The sequence below is a fragment of the Subtercola sp. Z020 genome (assembly GCF_002931235.1).
Lineage (GTDB): Bacteria > Actinomycetota > Actinomycetes > Actinomycetales > Microbacteriaceae > Subtercola.
Genome location: NZ_PSTT01000067.1, coordinates 48,721 through 67,985 on the forward strand (window position 1 = coordinate 48,721; position 19,265 = coordinate 67,985).

The following is a 19,265-nucleotide window of genomic DNA, read 5'->3' on the forward strand; positions in this document are numbered from 1 at the left end:
ACTGACGGTTGCGTTGCTCACCTGATGATTCTACGTGCAGGAGGTGTGGGCTTGGCCGTTGCGTTCGACTCTGCGCCCGGCGCGCCCGGTTCCACAGCCGATGGTCAGGCACAGGCGCCCGCCGGGCCGCCCGGTTCAGCACCGCCGACCCTCGAGAACCCCTGGCCGGTCTCGGTCTTCTCCAGCAAGATCAAGGCCTACATCGACCGGCTCGGCACGGCCTGGGTCGAGGGCGAGATCACCCAGTGGGGCGTGAGCGGCGGCAACGTCTACGGCAAGCTGCGCGATCTCACCGACGACGCCACGGTGGGCTTCACCGTCTGGTCGTCTGTGCGCGGCAGGCTCCCCGACGACCTGAAGCAGGGCGACCGCGTACTCGCGCTGGTGAAGCCGAACTACTGGCTGAAGGCCGGTTCGCTCTCGATGCAGGTCTTCGACATGCGGCACGTCGGGCTCGGCGACATGCTCGAACGCCTCGAACGCCTGCGGGCGCAGCTGGCGTCGGAGGGGCTGTTCGACGCGTCGCGCAAGAAGCCGCTGCCGTTCCTGCCGGGCTGCATCGGCCTCATCACCGGGAAAGACAGCGACGCCGAGAAGGACGTGCTGCGGAACGCCCAGTTGCGCTGGCCGTCGGTCTCGTTCCGGGTGGTGCACGCGGCCGTGCAGGGCGACAGGGTGCCGCGCGAGGTGTCGGCGGCGATCGCCCGGCTCGACGCCGACCCCGACGTCGACGTGATCATCGTGGCGCGCGGCGGCGGCGACTTCCAGAACCTGATGGGCTTCAGCGACGAGAGCGTGCTGCGGGCCGCCGCCGCGTGCCAGACACCGCTCGTGTCGGCGATCGGGCACGAGGCCGACAGGCCGCTGCTCGACGAGGTCGCCGACCTGCGGGCATCCACCCCCACCGACGCGGCGAAGCGCGTGGTTCCGGATGTCGCAGAAGAACTGAACCGGGTCGAGCAGCTGCGCGCCCGGCTCTCGCTCAGGGTCACCGCGTTCGTGCGACACGAGATCGACCGCGTCGAACAGGTGCGGTCGCGGCCCGCCCTCGCCCAGGCATCGTGGATCGTCGACTCCCGGGCCGAAGACCTCACCCGCTACGTGGCGCGCGGGGTCGAACTGCTGCACCGGGTGCTCGAACGGGCCGGCAGCAGCACGACGGAGTTGCGCGGGCGGCTCCGGGCGCTCTCGCCGCAGAGCACCCTCGACCGCGGGTATGCCATCGTGCAGGCGCCCGACGGCGGCATCGTGCGGCGGCCGGTGGATGCCCCTGTCGACTCCTCCCTCACAATCACCCTCGCCGAGGGAACACTCACAGCCCGCTCCGAGGGCGAGCTGCCCGACCCGGCTCGCGGATAGGATTGAGGGCATGCCGACCACCCCTGCCGAAACGAGCGAGCTGAGCTACGAAGAGGCGCGCGACGAACTCGTGCGCGTCGTCGCAGAGCTCGAACGCGGCGCCGCCACGCTCGAGCAGTCGCTCGCGCTCTGGGAGCGGGGCGAGGCACTGGCCGCGCGCTGCGAGGAGTGGCTGATCGGTGCGAAGACGCGGCTCGACGCCGCCCGGGCGTCGGCGGGTTCGCCGGGCCCTGCGGCGGGTTCGCCGGGCGCTGGGGCGGGTTCGCCCGCGCAGAAGGCGGAGTAGCCCGTGGCCCAGAAACCGCCGCGTGTCGTCGCCGAACTCGGTCGCCCCGAGACCTTCGAAGAGACGGCCGCCCGCAAGGCCGAGCAGTCGCGCAAGTACCGCGCGAACAAGACCATCAACAACCTCTGGCTCTCGCTCATCGTCTGCGTCGCGGTCGTCATCGTGATCGTGCTGCTGGTTCCCCGCAACGACGAGTCGCAGCTGCAGTCGATCGACTACCGCTCGGTCGCCACCAGCGCCCAGGCCTCCCTGCCGGTGCCGGTCGCCGTGCCCGACCTGCCCGACGACTGGTCGTCGAACGCCGCAGAGATCCGTTCGGGCTCCGACGGGGTCGCGTACTGGTACATCGGGTTGCTGACGCCGTCGAACACCTTCGTCGCGCTGCAGCAGGGCGTCGACGCGAACGAGAGCTGGGTGGCCGACCAGGTGCACGACACGGCCGCGACGTCGACGATCACGGTCGACGGCATCCAGTGGACCGTCTACGACAACCGCACGACCTCCGCCGATGTCGGCAACGCGAAGTACGCCCTGACCACGACATCCGGCGAGAGCACCTACGTTCTCCTCGGCACCGCCGACGACGCCGACTTCGAGAAGGTCGCCTCTTCGATCAGCACCAACGTCACCGCCCAATCCGCCACAGGAGCCGCCGCACCGTGAGCACAACCGACACCAGCCCCACTCCGACTCCCGCGCAGACCTGGGCCGAGCTGCAGGCGGGCAACGAACGCTTCGTCGCGGGCGAGCCCCAGCATCCCCGCCAGGATGTCGACGTGCGCCACCGGCTCGCCGCCCTGCAGACACCGAGCACCGCCCTCTTCGGCTGCAGCGACTCGAGGCTCGCCGCCGAGATCATCTTCGACCAGGGCCTCGGCGACCTCTTCGTCGTGCGGAACGCCGGCCAGGTCATCTCCGAGTCGGTCGTCGGCAGCCTCGAGTACGCCGTCGGTGTGCTCGGCGTGCAGCTGATCGTGGTGCTCGGGCACGACGAGTGCGGGGCCGTGCGGGCCGCGATCGATTCCGAGGCTCCGGATGCCCAGCCCCTCCCGCCCCACATCGCCAACCTGATCGCGCCCATCGTTCCCGCCGTGCAGCGCGTGGTGGCCGAGGCGGCGCGCGCCGGCGAGGCGAGCGACATCGGCTCTGTCGACGCCCACCAGGTGGGCAAGTACCACCTCGAAGACACCATCGCCGAGCTGCTGCAGTCGTCGGAGATGATCGCCGAGGCGATCGCCGACGGCCGCCTCGCCATCGTCGGGGCGAACTACCGGCTCTCAGAGGGCCGGGCCGAGCCCGACGTCGTCATCGGCACCGTCTGACCCCACTGCCCGACCGCACTGTCCATCGTTCTGCGACCTGCGTGCCACGAACTGCTCTGCACGTGCCGCAACCCGCGACGAATCCCGCGCTGCCGACCGGCGACGCGATCTATCGAAAGGAAGACCACGAAGTGGTGGAGAACTCATCCGACACCGAATACCGCATCGAGCACGACACCATGGGCGAGGTGCGGGTTCCCGCAACCGCCCTGTACGGCGCACAGACCCAGCGGGCCGTCGAGAACTTCCCGGTCTCGGGTGACGTGCTCGAGCCCGCGCAGATCGCGGCGCTCGCCCGCATCAAGAAGGCGGCCGCCCTCGCCAACGCCCGCCTCGGGGTGCTCGACGAGTCCATCGCGAACGCCATCGCGTCGGCCGCCGACGAGGTCGTCTCCGGTGTGCACGGTGACCAGTTCCCGATCGACATCTACCAGACCGGCAGCGGCACGTCGACGAACATGAACATGAACGAGGTGCTCGCCTCCCTGGCCTCCGAGCGTCTCGGCTCGAAGGTGCACCCGAACGATCACGTCAACGCGTCGCAGTCCTCGAACGACGTCTTCCCGACCTCCGTGCACGTCGCGGTCACCGCCGCGCTCATTTACGACCTGGTGCCGTCCCTCTCGCACCTCGCCGAGGCTCTCGAAGAGAAGGCCACCCTCTGGGCGACCGCCGTGAAGTCCGGTCGCACCCACCTGATGGATGCGACCCCCGTCACCCTCGGCCAGGAGTTCGGTGGCTACGCGTCGCAGGTGCGGCTCGGCATCGAGCGCGTCGAGGGCACGCTGAAGCACGTGGCCGAGGTACCGCTCGGCGGCACTGCCGTCGGCACCGGCATCAACACGCCCGCCGGCTTCCCGCAGCTGGTGATCCAGCTGCTCGCCGACGAGACCGAGCTGCCGATCACCGAGGCGCGCGACCACTTCGAGGCGCAGGGTGCCCGCGACTCGCTGGTGGAGGCATCCGGAGCCCTCCGCGTGCTCGCCGTGAGCCTCACGAAGATCTGCAACGACCTGCGCTGGATGGGCTCCGGCCCGAACACCGGGCTCGGCGAGCTGCACATCCCCGACCTGCAGCCGGGCTCGTCGATCATGCCCGGCAAGGTCAACCCGGTCATCCCGGAGGCCGTTCTGCAGGTCTGCTCGCGGGTCATCGGCAACGACGCGACAATCGCCTGGTCGGGTGCGTCGGGAGCGTTCGAGCTGAACGTGGCCATCCCGGTGATGGGCACCGCGCTGCTGGAGTCGATCCGGCTGCTCTCGACGTCGTCGGTGCTGCTGGCCGACAAGACGGTCGCGGGCCTCGAGGCGAACCTCGAGCGCGCTCGTGCGCTGGCCGAGTCGTCGCCGTCGATCGTCACGCCTCTGAACCGCATCATCGGGTACGAGGCGGCGGCGAAGATCGCGAAGCACTCCGTGGCCAAGGGCCTGACGGTGCGCGAAGCGGTCATCGACCTCGGCTTCGTCGAGCGCGGCGAGGTCACCCTCGAGCAGCTCGACACCGCGCTCGACGTGCTGTCGATGACGCGGCCCCCGCAGCCGAAGGCGTAGCCGGGCCGGGCGCCCGGCGTCGCACGAGAATTCGAAGGAGCAGCTGTGAGTGAGAAGAACTGGTCGGGGAACGTCGCCTACGGGGAGTCCTCTCTGCAGCGACCCCGCACGCTCGACGAGCTGCAAGAGGTGGTGGGCCGCGCGACGAGTGTTCGGGCGCTCGGCTCACGGCACTCCTTCAACACGATCGCCGCGACATCCGGAACCCTGATCTCGCTCGACCGGCTCGACTCCCCGATCGAGATCGACTCGGCGTCGATGTCGGTGCGGGTCGGGGCGGGCGTGCGGTACGGCGAACTGGGAGCGCACCTGCAGCAGCACGGCTTCGCCCTCGCGAACCTCGCTTCGCTACCGCACATTTCGGTCGCCGGGGCCACCGCGACGGCCACCCACGGTTCGGGTGACCGCAACGGCAACCTCGCCACCTCGGTGCGGTCGCTGACGGTGGTGCAGGCCGACGGGTCGCTCATCGAGGTCTCGCGCGGCGACGCCGACTTCGACGGCTACGTCGTCGGGCTCGGTGCGCTCGGCATCATCACCGCGCTGACGCTCGACATCGAGCCGACCTTCGACGTGGCGGTGTCGGTGTTCGAGCACCTGCCGTGGAGCGCCCTCGACGACCACTTCGACGAGATCACCTCGGCGGCCTACAGCGTCAGCCTGTTCACGAACTGGGTGAACGACGCGGTCGACCAGGTCTGGCTGAAGCAGCGCGTCGGGCGCCATGCGGCGCTCGGTGCGGGGGCGGGTGCGGATGCCGGCTCTGCCGGAGGTGCGAGTGCTGATGCCGGCTCTGCCGACGCCGGTGCCGGTGCTGATGCTGTCGGCGACTTCTTCGGCGCGCGGCCGTCGAGCGTGCCGCTGCATCCGCTTCCGGATGTCGCGGCCGACGCCTGCACCGACCAGCTCGGCGTTCCCGGGGCCTGGATCGACCGACTGCCGCACTTCCGGCTCGACTTCACCCCCTCGAAGGGAGACGAACTGCAGTCGGAGTACCTCATCCCGCGCGAGCACGCCCTCGCCGCCATCGACGCCCTGCGTGCGCTCGGGCACCGGATCGCGCCGCTCCTCTTCGTCTCCGAGATCCGCACCATCGCGGCAGACCCGTTCTGGCTGAGCACCGCCTCTGGCCGGGACTCCGTCGCCCTGCACTTCACCTGGAAGCCGCAGCAGCCCGACGTCGAGGCGCTCCTCCCCGACCTCGAACGCGCCCTCGCACCGTTCGGCGCCCGCCCGCACTGGGGCAAGGTCTTCGCCACCGACGCCGCCGCGCTCGCCCCCCTCTACGACCGCCTCCCCGACTTCGTGCGCCTCGCCGACCGCGTCGACCCCACCGGCACCTTCCGCAACCCCTTCCTGCGCGCCACCCTCTTCGGCGCCTGACCCGCCCGGTCGCGCCCCCGGGGAGCCTGTCCTGCGTCTGGGCCGGTACCCATGGCGACCGACGACGGCCGACAGGACACTCTTCAGCCGATCCGGACCCGCATCCGCGGCGGATGGTCTCGGCGGTTTCCTGAGGCACGTCGCGTCACCGAAGGCATCGGATCTCGAGGGGCTTGGCTTGACGGCCTGCGTGTGGGCTGGGAGGGTAGGAGACGAGCCTAAGAGGCCAGCACTGGGGGAAACGGAACATGAAGAATATCGACAATCGCGTGCCATCGAGCCCGAGAAGCAGACGACGGAGACGCCAACTCACCGGGCGCGTGGCCGCCGTGGTGATGGCCGGCTCTCTGCTCGCGGGCGGCTCCCTGGTCTCGGCAAGCGCGGCCTCCGCCTCTGACGCTCCGAGCTCCGGCACGAGGTCGAGCGCGAGCGCCACGCCCGCGCCGAGCTCAACGCCCACCCCCGCTCCGAGCGCAACGTCCGCGCCGACTCCCGCCCCCGTTCCAGCTCCGACAGCCTCCCCCAAGCCCAGTGCCACTATTGCACCCACGGCCAAACCAGCACCCACGTCGACTCCAGCACCCGTGCCAGCACCGGCATCCACATCCACTCCGGCGGCCGCGCCTACGTCAGCACCCGCGCCCTCCGCCCAAGCGGCCCCGGCCGCCGACCCCGGCCCCTACACCTTCACCGCAGCGCCGGTACCCACGGTTTCGGGCACCGCCCGCGTCGGGCTCACCCTCACGGCCACTATCGGTCAGTGGTCGCCCAGCATCGACGGTGCCAACGGCAGCTACTGGAGCGCCGACGGGGCGAGGATCGATCGAGCCGATTATTCCAGCACCCTCGTGCTCACCGCCGCCGAGGAGGGCAAGAGGATCACCTTCACGGTCTACTCGACAAAGCCCGGATACGAGCGACTGGAGCGCACCAGCGTTCCAACAGGCGCCGTTCAGACGGGAGCCTCGGTCGTGAAGGCGAACGCCGTGTCGATTCTCGGGCAGGCCCTGGTCGGCAACACCCTGTACGCCACCACCGGAACATGGTCTCCCTCACCGGTCACTTTCACCTACCAGTGGTCGGTCGGGGGCAAGGTCGTCGCCGGAGCAACGAGCAACAGCTACCAGCTCGCGCCAGCGGATGCCGGCAAGCGGGTAACCGTCTCGGTCACTGGCTCCTACCCGGGCGCCACCCCTGCCACCCGCATCGGGGTGCTCGCAGGCAGCGTCGCTGCTTTCGGTTCCATTGCCGGAACCGTGCACTCCTCTGTTGCACCATTCCGGCCGATCGCGAGCGGAAACGTCACACTCTGGCCGAGCGACACCGGCGAGTCGACGGAACCACTTGGCTTCGCGGACATCGTGGATGGAAAGTACGCCTTCGGTGACGTCATCCCCGGCCTGTACACGCTGGAGTTCTACGATGACGCGACCGGGCAGAGCGCCTTCCTCGGAGGAGGCAATCAGTACAGCGGATCCAGCGCTCTGACCGTTTCTTCCGGCCGCCAGACAACGAAGGACTTCACATACTCGGGCGTCGGTTCCATCTCAGGCACACTGACTCTTGCTGGCCCGCCCGCAGCATCCGGCACCACCTTCGAGGTCTACGCATCCTCGGCGAAGGGACGCGGTTACAGCTCTGTGGCTGCCGACGGAACCTTCAGCATCGGCAATCTGCCAGCCGGTTCCTACACCCTCTCGGCCACCGCCTTCGCCTACCCGTCGGACATCTACGGGACCCAGGCTTACGCAGTCGGGTCGAAGTCGGCTCCGGCCCGCGTCACTGTCGTGGTCGGGCGAGCGGTCAGCGGAATCTCGTTCGTGATGACGCCGGCAGCCGCTCTATCGGGTGTGATCACCGACGCCAGCACAGGCCAGCCCGTCGCCGGCGCAAGCGTACAGCTGTATTCAACGAGTACCGACAACGGGGGATTCTTCGGCTCGGTCGAGACCGGTTCAGACGGTACCTTCGCCCTCAGGGGCCTCCGGGAGGGAACGTACAAGGTCTTCGTCAAGGCTCCGGGTGATTCGGGTCTCGCCTCTACGTGGATCGGCGGGACGACCTCTGGTTCCGCCCGCACGTTCACACTGAAAGACGGTGTCTCGTTCAGCGGTCTGAGGGCGGCCCTGCCGGCTGAGTCGGTTCTGACCGGGGTCATCATCGCCCAGGACACCGGCTTGCCGATCAAGAGCGACTACATCCTGTATCCGCTCGACGACCCGTTCAGCGCGGTTCAGGCCCGGTACGGCGCGACGGATGCTCAGGGGCGCCTGAGCATCAGCGGACTCCCCGCAGGCCAGTACTCGATTCAGGTGCACCCGCAGGCCGGTGGTTACCCCGACCAGGTGTGGGGACAGGACACCCCTGAGGGCACACGAGTCATCACACTCACCTCTGGGAAAATTACGGACATCCGCGTGGTGGCTTTGAAACAGTTCTAGAGACCGCGTGTCGTCAGGCGCCCGCCCAGCTACTCCCGAAAGGGAGCGCGGGCGGGCGTTCGGCTTGTGCGGAACCTCGATCCGGGGTTCCGTCACGGCAATCTTCCCTGCCTGTGCTCTCCGGGCGAGTATCAGGGCGGCGGGAGGAGGAGGGCGGCGACCACCGCGGCCCAGAAGCCGAGCAGCAGGAAGGGGCCGAGGGGGATGCCGCGAGCGCCGTGGTGGCGGGCGCGGGCGAGCAGCAGCACGGCGACGAGGCCCGCAGTGAGCGCTGCGGTGCTGCCGGCGAGCGCATAGAGCGCGAGCGACGCCGAGGCGAGGGGCGCCAGCGCCGCCGCGAGGAGCACGGCCAGCTTGACATCGCCCGAGGCGAGGGCGCCGGCCACGCGGAACGTCGCGAACACCAGAAGGGTCACGCCCGCCACGAGCGCGGTGCCTGCAGCGTCGGTGTGCGCCAGAAGCGCCGCGGCCGCCGCGCACACGGCGACGACACCGATGCCGGGGAGCACGATGAGGTTGGGCAGACGACGGTGGCGCACGTCGAAGACGACGAGGAACGGAGTGGCGACCGCCACGTACATCACCGGCACGAGCACCAGCACGGTGGGCCACAGGGATGGCGGGTCGGATGCGCTCAGCCGCACAGGCGCCGCTGCGGCAGGGAGCGTGGCGAGCAGTGGCGCGAACAGACGCGCGAACAAGGGGAAGAGAACGAGGTGGAGATCGACGTGCATCCGGAGACCGTAGAGGAAAGGGCCGGGTGCCCGTGGACGTTATCCACAGGCCACCCGGCCCCGAAGTGACGGCCCCCGGAGATCTGGCCCCGGCCGGCCTGGCCACCCCCCCTACGTCAGCTCGTTCGACTCCAGCATCTCGGTCACCAGCGCCGCGATCGCCGAGCGCTCCGAGCGCGTCAGCGTGATGTGACCGAACAGCGGATGCCCCTTCAGCGTCTCGATCACCGAGGCGACACCGTCGTGGCGGCCGACGCGCAGGTTGTCGCGCTGCGCGACATCGTGCGTCAGCACCACGCGCGAGTTCTGGCCGATGCGTGAGAGAACGGTCAGCAGAACGTTCCGTTCGAGAGACTGCGCCTCGTCGACGATCACGAATGCGTCGTGCAGCGAGCGACCGCGGATGTGGGTGAGCGGCAGCACCTCGAGAATGCCCCGCTCCACCACCTCGTCGAGCACGTTCTGCGACACGAGCGAACCGAGCGTGTCGAACACGGCCTGCGCCCACGGGTTCATCTTCTCGCTGGCGTCGCCCGGCAGAAAGCCGAGCTCCTGGCCGCCCACCGCGTACAGCGGCCGGAACACCATGATCTTCTTGTGCTGCTGCTTCTCGAGCACCGCTTCGAGCCCGGCGCAGAGGGCCAGAGCGGACTTCCCCGTACCGGCTCGACCCCCGAGCGAGATGATGCCGACCTCGGGGTCGAGCAGCATGTCGATCGCTACGCGCTGCTCGGCTGAGCGCCCGTGCAGCCCGAAGACGTCGCGGTCACCACGCACCAGCTGGAAGGACTGCTTGCCGTTCACTCGCCCGAGCGCCGATCCACGATCCGAATGGATGACGAGGCCCGTGTTGATCGGCATGTTCGACACCAGCGGGGTCTCCATGCCGTCGTGGTCCCAGAGCTTCGACATCTCCGACGCGCTGAGCGTGATGCTGTCGATGCCCGTCCATCCGGAGTCGACGGCCAGCTCGGCGCGGTACTCCTCGGCCGCCAGCCCGATCGAGGCGGCCTTGACGCGGAGCGGCAGGTCCTTCGACACGACCGTCACGTCGAGGCCGTCGTTCGAGAGGTTGAGGGCGACGGCGAGGATGCGCGAGTCGTTGTCCTGCAGCTGCAGGCCCGACGGCAACACCGACATGTTCGAGTGGTTCAGCTCGACGCGGAGGCTGCCGCCGGCGTCGCCGACCGCGATCGGGAAGTCGAGTCGCTCGTGCAGCACCCGCAGCTCGTCGAGGTTGCGGAGGGCCTGGCGGGCGAAGTAGCCGATCTCCGGGTCGTTCCGCTTGGATTCGAGTTCGGAGATGACCACGACCGGGAGCACCACCGGATGCTCGGCGAACCGGAAGATCGCCTTCGGGTCGCTCAGCAGTACCGACGTGTCGAGCACATACGTGCGCTCGGCCGTCTTCTGGCTGCGGATCTCGGACTTCTCGAGTTTCTGATCGGGCACAAGTACTCCAACCCCGGGCGGCTTTTACTCGCCCGGATCTCTTCCGGCGAAGCGGCCCCCGAGTCTCTTTCAAGACCTGGAATTGGTATCGAAACGTACTTATGTGGCCGCTTCGATCAGGTGCCATACCTGATGCGATCAACATAAGCCGGGAGGGTGTGCCGACACGAATCGACACACCCTCCCGGACATTAACGTTGTGTTACGACGAAGAAGACGACGTCTTCGCCTTCACGTCGTCGGCCACGTCGTCCGCCTTGGCGGCGGCCTTGTCAGACAGCTCGTCCGCCTTGTCGGCAGCCTTGCCGGCCAACTCTTCGGTCTTGTCGGCGACGTCGCCCGCGACATCCTCGGCCTTGTCGGCCACGTCGTCTGCCGTGCCGCGCACCTTGGCCGCGGCATCCTTGATCACGCCGGGAGCCGCCTTGGCCGCGTCGGCCAGCTTCTCCTGCACGATCGGGGCCTTCTCGGCGACGAAGTTCTCGGCGTTGTGCACGGCCTTCTGCACCTGGGGCTGGTTCCAGGCGGCTTCGGCCTTCGACTTGATCTGTTCGTAGCGCCTGCGACCGGCAGCAGAACCGGCGACATAACCGACGGCCAACCCGATCCCCAGCAGAATCTTGCCTTTCATGCGTTCTCCCTCGCTCGTGGTGAAGCCCAGCCTAGTCAGCCCCCGAACCGCGAGTCAGCCCGAAGCGCGAGTCAGCCTCCGAAGCGCCGGTGGCGCCGCGAGAAGTCGCGCAACGCCCGCAAGAAGTCGACCTGGCGAATGTCAGGCCCCAGCGCCTCCATGAAGTAGAACTCACTGTGCGCACTCTGCCAGAGCATGAAGTCGCTCAGTCGCTGCTCCCCCGAGGTGCGGATGACCAGATCGGGGTCGGGCTGCCCACCCGTGTAGAGGTGCGCACCGATCAGCTCCTCGTCGAGGTTGGCGGCGAGCTCGGCGAGTGTGTGCCCAGCGTTCTGGTGGCTCCGGATGATGGACTGCACGGCATCCGCGATCTCACTGCGACCGCCGTAGCCGACCGCGAGGTTGACGTGGAGGCCCGGATGCCCGGCGGTGCGCCGCTCGGCGTCGGACAGGGCATCCACCAACCGTTCGGGAAGTCCCTCGTTGCTGCCGACGTGTTTGATGCGCCAGTCACGGTAGTTCGAGAGCTCTTCTGCCAATTGGGCGATGATCTCGATGAGTTCGGAGAGTTCGGCTTCGCTGCGGCTCGAGAGGTTGTCGGTCGAGAGCAGATAGAGGGTCGCGACTTTGATGCCGAGGTCGTCGCACCACTCCAGGAACTCGCGCACCTTCACGGCACCCGCGCGGTGTCCGTGGGCGGCGGTCTCGAGCAGATTCTGCTTCGCCCACCGGCGGTTGCCGTCGATGATCATCGCGACGTGGTGCGGCAGATTGCCCTCGTCGAGCTCCCGGCGGAGGCGCTTCTGGTAGAGCCCGTAGAGCAGGCCTCGCCCCGGGGTCTCCTGCCGTTTTCGCACGAGGTAACGCTACCCTCCGCGTGCCGAAACTCCCAGCGGACGCCGGGCGCGCCCCCAGTAGTGTGGGCTCATGCCCGTTCAGCCCGATTCGTCCCTCACCGACGACGGTGCACCGCTGCCCCATCTGCCACTCCTCGACGACGCGGCGGTGACGCCCGCCGACGAGGTCAAGCCCACCTGGCGGGGCTGGATCCACGCGGGCACCTTCCCGCTCGCGATCGCGGCCGGCATCGTTCTGGTGGTACTCGCCGACGGCGCGGCTGCGAAGGCGGCGAGCACCGTCTTCGCCATCACCTCACTGCTGCTGTTCGGCAACTCGGCGCTCTATCACCGTTTCAACTGGAAGCCGACGGTCAAGCGGCTGCTCAAACGCATCGACCACGCGAACATCTTCCTGCTGATCGCGGGCACCTACACGCCGATCGCCGTTCTCGCGCTGCCGCCCGGCAAGGGCACGGCCGTTCTGATCGCGGTGTGGGTGGCGGCGGTGCTCGGGATCGGGTTCCGCGTGTTCTGGCTCGATGCGCCCCGCTGGCTCTACGTTCCACTGTATGTGCTGATGGGCGGTGCCGCGCTGCTCTTCATCGGCGACATCTTCGCAGCCAACGCGGTGACGATGACGCTCGTGCTCGTCGGCGGCCTCGCCTACACGGTCGGCGCGGTCGTGTACGGGCTGAAGCGGCCGAACCCGGTGCCCGGGGTGTTCGGGTTCCACGAGATCTTCCACGCGCTGACTCTCGTCGCGTTCGCCTGCCACTGGACGGGCATCCTGCTCATCGCGCTGAACCCGCCGTTCAACGGCTGATCGGCAACTGCTGACCTGCTACGCCTGACCGGCAACGGCTGATCGGTCAGGAGCGGGGCAGCTGCCCGCGCCCGGCGCCCGGGCCGCGATCGGCAGCGGCGCGTGCGGCCTCTTCGGCATCCAGTTTCTCCGTGACCTGCGCCCGCATGTTCACGCGACGAACCCGACGCGTCATGTCGATGATCAGCAGCACGGCCAGCACCATCACGCCCAGGGTGACGATGAAGCCGATCGTTCCGGGCGTCACTGTGTCGGGGTTGAACGCCGGGTCGGTCGACGTCGGCGTGGGGTCGGGGGTCACCTCGGCGAGCCAGCCGAGGGCGGTTCCGAGGGCGGTGTGGATGCCCGACGAAGCGGCGACGATGACGCTCACTTCGACGACCATCCGTCATCCTCGATGCCGGTGAAGAAGTCGCTCTCGTAGCTGCCCTCGACGGTCTCGGGCAACGGCACCTTGGAGTCGATCAACTGGTAGTCCTCGAACGGCCACGCCGTGCGCTGGAGCTCGTTCGGCCAGAAGAAGAACGAACTGTCGGGCGACACCTGCGAGGCGTGCGCGAGCAACGCCCGGTCGCGCGCCTCGAAGAACTCCCCGGCCGGGATCTGGGTCGTTGCGAGATACGGGCTCTCGGTCATCCACCGCTTCATCTCGGTGAACGACTGGATGAGCGGGCTCTCGGGGTCGGTCTCGACGACGAGCTTGTAGATCGACTGCATGCGCTGGTAGCTGAAGATGCGGTCGTAGTAGAGCTTCGAGACCTGCCAGGCGGGGCCGAGTTCGGGCGCGTACGACGCATCCGCAGCCAGCTCGTACGCGAGCACGGAGATGTCGTGGCAGCGGATGTGGTCGGGGTGCGGGTAGCCGCCCTTTTCGTCGTAGGTGAGCAGCACCTGCGGCTTCTGCTGCCGGATGAGGTGCACAAGCGGCCGCACGCTGATCTCGGCGGGGATCGCGGCGAACGCGTTCGCCGGAAGGGGCTCGTCGTTCTCGGGCAGGCCGGAGTCGGCGTAGCCCAGCCAGCGGTGATCGAAACCGACGGCGGCCTGCGCCGCGGCCATCTCGACGCGGCGGAGCCCCGGCATGTCGCGCTCGGCCCAGGCACGCAGGGCCAGGCTCTCGTTCAGTACGTCGCCACGCTCGCCCCCGGTGCAGCTGACGATCATCACGTCGGCGCCGCGGTTCACGTAGTAGGCGTACGTCGCCGCACCCTTGCTCGACTCGTCGTCGGGGTGGGCGTGCACGGCCATGAGACGGAGTGCCAGGTGTCTCAACTCCTCAGGTAAGCGAACTACCCTGTACGCAGGGCGAGATCTGCCGGATCTGCCGGTGAAAACCGACTCGTCCAGACTAATCGTTCGACAGAAGAGAGCTGACCGCCCGTGAGCGAAGACGAGCTGAGCGAAGACGGCCCGTTCGCGACCGCCTCGGAGTCGACGGCGCCCTCGTCGACGGTGGCACCGGCATCCACTGTTCGCGGCGAACGCTACGGCAACACGGCGGCGTCGCGCGGTCGCGGGCGTCTGATCGCGGCCGTGTTCGGCGGGGCGGTGGTGCTCGTGATCGGCTCGTGGGTCATCTGGGCCGGGCTCGACGGCTCACGATCCACAGTGGATGCTCAGGACAAGGGGCACGTCGTCATCAGCAATACGCGGGTCGACGTGACGTTCGATGTCTCCGTCGATCGCGGAGTCGCCACCGCCTGCGCGGTGCAGGCGCAGAACGAGCAGCACGCGGTGGTCGGCTGGAAGGTGGTCGACATTCCGGCCGCGCCGGTGCGCGACCAGGAGATCACGACGACCGTGCTGACCACGGAACCCGCGGTCACCGGTTTGATCTACAGTTGTTGGCTCACGTAAAATCACGTCTTTGAGCTAAGGAGTTCGCATGGCCGAAGAAGCAGAAGTCAGCTGGCTGACCCAGGAGGCGTACGACCGTCTGGCGAACGAACTCGAATACGCCAGCACGACGGGCCGCCAGGAGATCACCGACAAGATCCAGGCGGCGCGCGAAGAGGGCGACCTCAAGGAGAACAGCGGCTACCACGCCGCCAAAGACGAGCAGGGCAAGCAGGAGGCGCGCATCCGCTTCCTCACGAACCTGTTGAAGACCGCTCAGGTGAGCGAGGCGCCCGAGAGCCACGGTGTCGTGGTGCCCGGAACGGTGATCACGGCCGTCATCGCCGGCGACGAGAGTGTGTTCCTGCTCGGCAGCCGCGAGATCGCGGGGGCCAGCGACCTCGACGTGTACTCGGAGAAGAGCCCGCTCGGCACGGCCATCCTGGGCCTCGCGGTCGGCGACTCGACCACCTACGAGGCGCCCAACGGCCGCGCCATCACCGTCACGGTGACCAACGTGGAGAACTACACCGGCTGACCCGCCTGACCCGGCCTGCCCCGCCCGACCCGGCCGACCACCTGTCCCCCGGCTGGCGCGCGCGCCGCGCCGCAATCGAGTGGGCAGTTTGGGCCCTAAACCGCGGATTTTGGGGCCCGAACTGCCCACTCAATTCCGCGAGTGCGTGGGCGTGGGCGTGGGCGGGCTGGCGGGGCGGGCAGGCACACGGGTCGCGAGCTCGCCGGTTGGGGCGCCGCCGCGCTGGCGAGGCTTAGCGTCGGGCCGGCGGGTCAGTCGAGTACGAGGCGGGCGTCGTAGCCGGCGTCGCGGAGCTTTGCCACCACCTCGGCCCGGTGCTCGGGCCCGCGCGTCTCGACGCTCAGCTCCAGCTCGACCTCGCTGAGCTGCAGCCCTCGACCGTGCCGGGTGTGCAGCACCTCGATGACGTTCGCGTTCGCCTCGGCCACGATCTCTGCCGTGCGGGCGAGCTGCCCCGGGCGATCGGGCAGCATGATCTTCAGTTTCAGGTACCGGTCGGATGCCGCGAGACCGTTGCTGATCACACGCTGCATCAGCAACGGGTCGATGTTCCCGCCCGAGAGCACCGTCACGGTCGTGCCGAGGTTCGACAGCTGGCCCGACAGGATCGCCGCGACCCCGACGGCCCCGGCCGGCTCCACCACGAGCTTCGCCCGTTCGAGCAGCACGAGGATGGCTCGTGCGATGTCGGCCTCGGTCACGGTGACGATCTCGTCGACGAGTTCGCGGATGATCTCGAAGTTCAGCAGGCCAGGCTTCGCCACGTTGATCCCGTCGGCGATCGTCGCCGACGTGCGGATGACGGTTGCCTCCCCCACGGCGAGCGACGGCGGATAGGCCGCCGCGTTCGCGGCCTGCACACCGATCACCCGGATGGTGCGGCCCTCGGCCGCCGCCCGCTGCTTGACCGCGCTGGCCACGCCCGAGATGAGACCGCCGCCGCCGATCGGAACGATGATCGTGTCGAACGGGGGTGCCTGGTCGTAGATCTCGAGGCCCAGCGTGCCCTGGCCCACGATGACGTCGGGATGGTCGAACGGCGGGATCAGCACCGCTCCCGTACTGGCGGCGTACTCGGCGGCGGCGGCGAGCGGCTCCTCGACGGTGTGGCCGCGCAGCAGAACGTCGGCCCCGTAGTCGCGGGTCGCCTGCAGCTTCGGCAGAGCGACGCCGAGGGGCATGAAGATGGTGGCCTTGATGCCGAGCTCACGGGCGGCGAACGCGACACCCTGGGCGTGGTTGCCGGCCGAGGCCGCCACGACGCCGCGCGCCCGCTCTTCGGGGCTGAGCCGCGACATCCGGTAGTACGCACCCCGGATCTTGTACGAGCCGGTGCGCTGCAGGTTCTCGAGCTTCAGCAGCACCTCCGACCCGAGCACTTCTGCGAGGTAACGGGAGGTCTCGAGCGGAGTGGTCTGGGCGACGTTGGAGACCACGGCACGCGCGGCCTCGATGTCGGCGAGCGTCGGAACAGCGGAGCGCGTGAGCGGGGGTGCGGGGGTCTCAAGCATTGGGTATCTGCTCTTTCGGATCGGGTTTCGCATGCCACGCGCCACTCGCTATGTACTTGACCATCACGTTCAGGGTCGCGATGAACGGCACAGCGAAGAATGCGCCCGGGATACCAGCGATGATACTTCCCCCGGCTACGGCGAGCACGACTGCCAGGGGATGCACCTTCACGGCCGTTCCCATGACAAGCGGCTGCAGCACGTGACCTTCGATCTGCTGCACCAGCAGCACCACGCCCAGCATCACCAGCGCGATCACCCAGCCGTTGTAGACGAGGGCGATGAAGATGGCGACTGCACCGGTGAGCACCGCTCCGACGACGGGGATGAACGAGCCGAGGAAGACCAGTACGGCGATGGGCACGGCGAGCGGAACGCCGAGCAGGAACGCCCCCAGACCGATGCCCACGGCATCCACGAACGCCACCAGGATCTGCACCTTCACGAAGCTCTGCAGCGTGTGCCAGCCCGCTTTGCCGGCCCCGTCGACGCCCGCGCGGGCGCGCTTCGGGAAGACGCGCACGACCCAATTCCAGATGCCCTGGCCGTCGATCAGGATGAACAGCGTCGAGAACAGCACGAGCAGCACCCCGGTCAGCACGTGGGTGAGGGTCGAACCGAGGCTGAGGGCGCCGCTGACGAGGGCTGAACTGTCGTTCTGGATGGCCTGGAAGGCCTGCCCGATGTACCCGCTGATCTGGTCGTCACTGAGTTGCAGCGGCCCGGTCTTCAGCCAGTCGCGCAGCATGTCGTACGACTGCAGGCTCTGCGCCTTCAGATTGTCGTAGCCCGACGAGACCTGCGTCGTGACGAGGAAGACGAGCCCGCCGATGACGAGGAAGACGCTCAGAATCGACACCACGATCGCCAGCCACTTCGGCCAGTGGTGCCTGATCAGAAAGTTCTTGAACGGCACCAGCAGGGCGCTCAGCACCACCGCGAGCAGCAGCGGGATGATCACGAGCGAGAACTGTGAGAGCACGAAGAGCAACGCCGCCAGGGCGCCGATGATCACCAGCAGCCGCCATGCCCATGCTCCCGCGATCTGCATGCCCGGGGGCACGGAACCGGATGCCGCGGCCACCGTCGACGTGGCCTCGGTCACCGACGCGGCCGACTCGGCGACCTCGTACCGGGCGTCGAGCGCGGCGCGGCGGCGAGCGAGGAAGCCCGGGCGGCGGCGCGGGTGGCTGAAGGACGGATCGGTGCCTGACATTGCCCCATTCTAGGAGCGCGGGGGCTGCGCGGAACGCCGGTTGGCCCCCCTTGTGGAGAGGTCGGGTGAGGGGTGCTGTTGGGGAGGAGAGGAGCCGCCCTCCTGCCCCGGTGTCGGGGGTCGGCGCTAGGGTCGGTGGATGGTCGATTCGATGTCTGCGGCGCTGGCGCGCCGGGTGGCGCTGGCCGCCCAGGGGTTCGGTGCGGCGCGCCCGGCCGCGGCGGCGGCATCCACTCCCCCGGGCCTCGAAGCGGGGCGGCAGCCGGGGCTCCGCCAGCTGACGGGCCTCGTGTCGAAGATCGCGCTGCTGCAGATCGACTCGGTGAACGTCTTCGAGCGCAGCCACTACCTGCCCGTGTTCGCGCGGCTCGGTGCCTACCCAAAGTCTGAGCTCGATCGGCTGACCTACGGCCCGCGCATGACCGAGTACTGGGCGCACGTGGCGTCGTTCATCCCGGTGACGACCCTGCCGCTGCTGCGCTGGCGCATGGACGACTACCGCGCCCGCTCGCTCTCCGGGGCTGATTCGTGGGCGCAGGCGAACCCGCAGATGATCGACTGGCTGAAGAGCGAGCTCGCCGAGAAGGGCCCTCTGCCGGCCAGCGCGATCGAGCACGAGAGCAACCGGCGGAACGGCCCGTGGTGGGGCTGGAGCGATGTGAAGATCGGGCTCGAGACGCTGTTCCGCTGGGGCGACGTTGTGTCGGCGGGGCGCGTTCGGTTCGAGCGGCTGTACGCGCTGCCCGAGCAGGTGCTGCCCGCCTCCGTCCTCGATGCGTCGGTGCCGCGGGCCGAAGCCGTGCGGGAGCTCGTCTCGCAGTCGGCGCGCGCCCTCGGTGTCGGAACGCTCGGCGACATCGCCGACTACTTCCGCCTGAAGACGGTGGACGCCCTGCCCGCCGTGCAGGCCCTCGAAGAGTCGGGCGAGCTGCTGCCGGTCGCCGTCGAGGGCTGGAACCGCCCCGCGTGGCTGCACCGCGACGCGCGGTTGCCGCGGCGAATGGATGTCGCGGCCGTGCTCTCACCGTTCGATCCGGTCGTCTGGCGGCGGGAGCGGGCCGAGCGGCTCTTCGACTTCCATTACCGCATCGAGATCTACACCCCGGCGCCGAAGCGCATCTTCGGCTACTACGTGCTGCCCGTGCTGATCGGGGACCGCGTGGTGGGCCGGGTCGACCTGAAGAGCGACCGCCAGGCCGGCGTGCTGCGCGTGCAGTCCGCGTGGATCGAGCCGTGGGTCCCCCCCGCCGACCACCCCACGATCGCGGCGCGCCTCGCCGTGGTGCTGCGCACCACCGCCGCGTGGCAGGGCCTCGACGGGGTCGCCCTCGCCCCCGCCTTGAC

General features: G+C 68.8%; 19 protein-coding genes. 11 read left to right on the plus strand and 8 right to left on the minus strand.

What is annotated here, in order from left to right; translation table 11 throughout:
- Window positions 1–51 precede the first annotated feature (51 nt).
- The 7 genes from xseA to C5B96_RS08680 all read left to right on the plus strand — a co-directional run bounded on the left by xseA (window position 52) and on the right by C5B96_RS08680 (window position 8,341).
- Complete coding sequence (gene xseA, locus C5B96_RS08650) at window positions 52–1,359, plus strand: exodeoxyribonuclease VII large subunit (RefSeq protein WP_233189094.1); 1,308 nt, start codon at window positions 52–54, stop codon at window positions 1,357–1,359.
- 10 nt (window positions 1,360–1,369) lie between these two features.
- Window positions 1,370–1,645 carry an exodeoxyribonuclease VII small subunit gene (locus C5B96_RS08655; protein ID WP_104244928.1) on the plus strand — a complete coding sequence of 92 codons (276 nt, stop codon included), beginning with the start codon at window positions 1,370–1,372 and terminating at the stop codon, window positions 1,643–1,645.
- Between the two features lie 3 nt (window positions 1,646–1,648).
- Complete coding sequence (locus C5B96_RS08660) at window positions 1,649–2,308, plus strand: DUF4245 domain-containing protein (RefSeq protein WP_104244930.1); 660 nt, start codon at window positions 1,649–1,651, stop codon at window positions 2,306–2,308.
- On the plus strand, window positions 2,305–2,967 hold the full coding sequence (locus tag C5B96_RS08665; protein WP_199176602.1) for a carbonic anhydrase: 663 nt from the start codon (window positions 2,305–2,307) through the stop codon (window positions 2,965–2,967). Before C5B96_RS08660 ends, C5B96_RS08665 begins: the two co-directional genes overlap by 4 nt.
- Window positions 2,968–3,098: 131 nt before the next feature.
- Window positions 3,099–4,517, plus strand: coding sequence for an aspartate ammonia-lyase (locus tag C5B96_RS08670; protein ID WP_104244962.1), 1,419 nt, complete (start codon window positions 3,099–3,101; stop codon window positions 4,515–4,517).
- A 45-nt stretch (window positions 4,518–4,562) separates the two neighbouring features.
- Window positions 4,563–5,900 carry an FAD-binding protein gene (locus C5B96_RS08675; RefSeq protein ID WP_104244932.1) on the plus strand — a complete coding sequence of 446 codons (1,338 nt, stop codon included), beginning with the start codon at window positions 4,563–4,565 and terminating at the stop codon, window positions 5,898–5,900.
- Between the two features lie 584 nt (window positions 5,901–6,484).
- A complete protein-coding gene (locus C5B96_RS08680) occupies window positions 6,485–8,341 on the plus strand; it encodes a collagen binding domain-containing protein (RefSeq protein WP_158507148.1) in 1,857 nt (618 codons plus the stop codon).
- Between the two features lie 131 nt (window positions 8,342–8,472).
- On the opposite strand, the gene C5B96_RS08685 is transcribed toward C5B96_RS08680, so the two are convergent.
- The 4 genes from C5B96_RS08685 to C5B96_RS08700 all read right to left on the minus strand — a co-directional run bounded on the left by C5B96_RS08685 (window position 8,473) and on the right by C5B96_RS08700 (window position 12,015).
- Entirely contained in the window at window positions 8,473–9,075 is a 603-nt protein-coding gene (locus C5B96_RS08685; protein WP_104244936.1) for a prepilin peptidase, read from the minus strand.
- 111 nt (window positions 9,076–9,186) lie between these two features.
- Entirely contained in the window at window positions 9,187–10,527 is a 1,341-nt protein-coding gene (locus tag C5B96_RS08690; protein WP_233189095.1) for a PhoH family protein, read from the minus strand.
- A gap of 202 nt (window positions 10,528–10,729) precedes the next feature.
- Window positions 10,730–11,158: a hypothetical protein gene (locus C5B96_RS08695; protein WP_104244938.1), complete on the minus strand. Its 429-nt coding sequence runs from the start codon at window positions 11,156–11,158 to the stop codon at window positions 10,730–10,732.
- Between the two features lie 71 nt (window positions 11,159–11,229).
- Window positions 11,230–12,015, minus strand: coding sequence for an isoprenyl transferase (locus C5B96_RS08700; protein ID WP_104244940.1), 786 nt, complete (start codon window positions 12,013–12,015; stop codon window positions 11,230–11,232).
- 70 nt (window positions 12,016–12,085) lie between these two features.
- Between C5B96_RS08700 and C5B96_RS08705 the strand changes: the two genes are divergently transcribed.
- Entirely contained in the window at window positions 12,086–12,820 is a 735-nt protein-coding gene (locus tag C5B96_RS08705) for a hemolysin III family protein (RefSeq protein WP_104244942.1), read from the plus strand.
- A 46-nt stretch (window positions 12,821–12,866) separates the two neighbouring features.
- Here the strand turns inward: C5B96_RS08705 and C5B96_RS08710 are convergent, their stop codons facing one another.
- A complete protein-coding gene (locus C5B96_RS08710) occupies window positions 12,867–13,205 on the minus strand; it encodes a hypothetical protein (RefSeq protein WP_233189096.1) in 339 nt (112 codons plus the stop codon).
- Window positions 13,190–14,068 carry a mycothiol conjugate amidase Mca gene (gene mca, locus C5B96_RS08715; RefSeq protein ID WP_104244944.1) on the minus strand — a complete coding sequence of 293 codons (879 nt, stop codon included), beginning with the start codon at window positions 14,066–14,068 and terminating at the stop codon, window positions 13,190–13,192. The genes C5B96_RS08710 and mca overlap by 16 nt, the downstream gene beginning before the upstream one ends.
- Window positions 14,069–14,200: 132 nt before the next feature.
- On the opposite strand from mca, the gene C5B96_RS08720 reads away from it, so the two are divergent.
- Entirely contained in the window at window positions 14,201–14,677 is a 477-nt protein-coding gene (locus tag C5B96_RS08720; RefSeq protein WP_104244946.1) for a DUF4307 domain-containing protein, read from the plus strand.
- Between the two features lie 28 nt (window positions 14,678–14,705).
- Window positions 14,706–15,194, plus strand: a complete 489-nt coding sequence (gene greA / locus C5B96_RS08725) for a transcription elongation factor GreA (RefSeq protein WP_104244948.1) — start codon at window positions 14,706–14,708, stop codon at window positions 15,192–15,194.
- A 251-nt stretch (window positions 15,195–15,445) separates the two neighbouring features.
- On the opposite strand, the gene ilvA is transcribed toward greA, so the two are convergent.
- Both ilvA and C5B96_RS08735 read right to left on the minus strand, forming a co-directional pair.
- Window positions 15,446–16,705: a threonine ammonia-lyase gene (gene ilvA, locus C5B96_RS08730; RefSeq protein WP_104244950.1), complete on the minus strand. Its 1,260-nt coding sequence runs from the start codon at window positions 16,703–16,705 to the stop codon at window positions 15,446–15,448.
- Complete coding sequence (locus tag C5B96_RS08735; RefSeq protein WP_104244952.1) at window positions 16,698–17,921, minus strand: AI-2E family transporter; 1,224 nt, start codon at window positions 17,919–17,921, stop codon at window positions 16,698–16,700. Before C5B96_RS08735 ends, ilvA begins: the two co-directional genes overlap by 8 nt.
- A 139-nt stretch (window positions 17,922–18,060) precedes the next feature.
- Here C5B96_RS08735 and C5B96_RS08740 point away from each other — a divergent pair.
- On the plus strand, window positions 18,061–19,265 hold a 1,205-nt coding region (locus tag C5B96_RS08740), incomplete at its 3' end, for a winged helix-turn-helix domain-containing protein (protein ID WP_104244954.1).

Excerpts from the sequence above, each read along its gene's own strand:
- C5B96_RS08695 (WP_104244938.1), bottom strand. The coding sequence starts at position 11,158 with ATGAAAGGCAAGATTCTGCTGGGGATCGGGTTGGCCGTCGGTTATGTC.
- C5B96_RS08655 (WP_104244928.1), top strand. The coding sequence starts at position 1,370 with ATGCCGACCACCCCTGCCGAAACGAGCGAGCTGAGCTACGAAGAGGCG.
- mca (WP_104244944.1), bottom strand. The coding sequence starts at position 14,068 with ATGGCCGTGCACGCCCACCCCGACGACGAGTCGAGCAAGGGTGCGGCG.
- C5B96_RS08705 (WP_104244942.1), top strand. The coding sequence starts at position 12,086 with ATGCCCGTTCAGCCCGATTCGTCCCTCACCGACGACGGTGCACCGCTG.
- C5B96_RS08685 (WP_104244936.1), bottom strand. The coding sequence starts at position 9,075 with ATGCACGTCGATCTCCACCTCGTTCTCTTCCCCTTGTTCGCGCGTCTG.
- greA (WP_104244948.1), top strand. The coding sequence starts at position 14,706 with ATGGCCGAAGAAGCAGAAGTCAGCTGGCTGACCCAGGAGGCGTACGAC.
- C5B96_RS08710 (WP_233189096.1), bottom strand. The coding sequence starts at position 13,205 with ATGGTCGTCGAAGTGAGCGTCATCGTCGCCGCTTCGTCGGGCATCCAC.
- C5B96_RS08735 (WP_104244952.1), bottom strand. The coding sequence starts at position 17,921 with ATGTCAGGCACCGATCCGTCCTTCAGCCACCCGCGCCGCCGCCCGGGC.
- ilvA (WP_104244950.1), bottom strand. The coding sequence starts at position 16,705 with ATGCTTGAGACCCCCGCACCCCCGCTCACGCGCTCCGCTGTTCCGACG.